1 rRNA gene (cut by a window edge) is annotated in these 1,012 nt (G+C 52.2%); it reads left to right on the forward strand.

The features are described from left to right. Positions 1–48: 48 nt before the first annotated feature. A 23S ribosomal RNA gene (locus ACK4SC_RS11665) occupies positions 49–1,012 on the forward strand; its annotated part runs 404 nt beyond the window's last position; the annotation flags it as partial.

Genomic DNA, 1,012 nt, shown 5'->3' on the forward strand with positions numbered 1-1,012 from the left:
GATTGCTTCGGTCAAGGAGCAATCATCGCATGAGTTTTGCTGAGAAACGATCAAACGTTGAAGGGCTTCTGACGGATGCCTTGGCGTAGAGAGGCGATGAAGGACGTGGCAAGCTGCGATAAGAACCGGGGAGGCGCTAGCACCCTTTGATCCGGTTATTTCCGAATGGGGAAACCCACCTTTACAGTCTTCCAACTTCGTTCTGACTTCGGTCAGGGCGGCGATTGGCGGATTGTTGAAAGGTATAATGAACTGAATACATAGGTTCATTAAGCGAACCCGGGGAACTGAAACATCTCAGTACCCGGAGGAAAGGACATCAACCGAGACTCCCGTAGTAGTGGCGAGCGAACCGGGACCAGGCCAGTGCTCTTGTGAAATAAAGACGAACGATCTGGAAAGGTCGGCCATAGTGGGTGAAAGCCCCGTAGGCGTAGAACACTGATTGTCCTTGAGTAGGGCGGGACACGTGAAATCCTGTCTGAACATGGGGAGACCACTCTCCAAGCCTAAGTACTCCTCTACGACCGATAGTGAACAAGTACCGTGAGGGAAAGGTGAAAAGCACCCCGACAAGGGGAGTGAAACAGATCCTGAAATCGGAAGCCTACAAGCAGTCGGAGCCCCCAAGCGGGGTGACGGCGTACCTTTTGTATAATGGGTCAGCGACTTCATGTGTCGAGCAAGCTTAAGCCGTTAGGTGTAGGCGCAGCGAAAGCGAGTCTGAATAGGGCGCTAAGTTCGACGTATGACGACCCGAAACCAGGTGATCTATCCATGAGCAGGTTGAAGGTTGGGTAACACCAACTGGAGGACCGAACCCGTGAATGTTGAAAAATTCTGGGATGACTTGTGGATAGGGGTGAAAGGCCAATCAAACCTGGACATAGCTGGTTCTCCGCGAAATCTATTTAGGTAGAGCGTCCGACGAATTCCTTGGGGGGTAGAGCACTGGATGGTTGCGGGCTGCGCGAGCGGTACCAATACTAACCAAACTCCGAATACCCAAGAG

The organism is Microcella sp. (genome assembly GCF_046293215.1).
GTDB lineage: Bacteria > Actinomycetota > Actinomycetes > Actinomycetales > Microbacteriaceae > Microcella.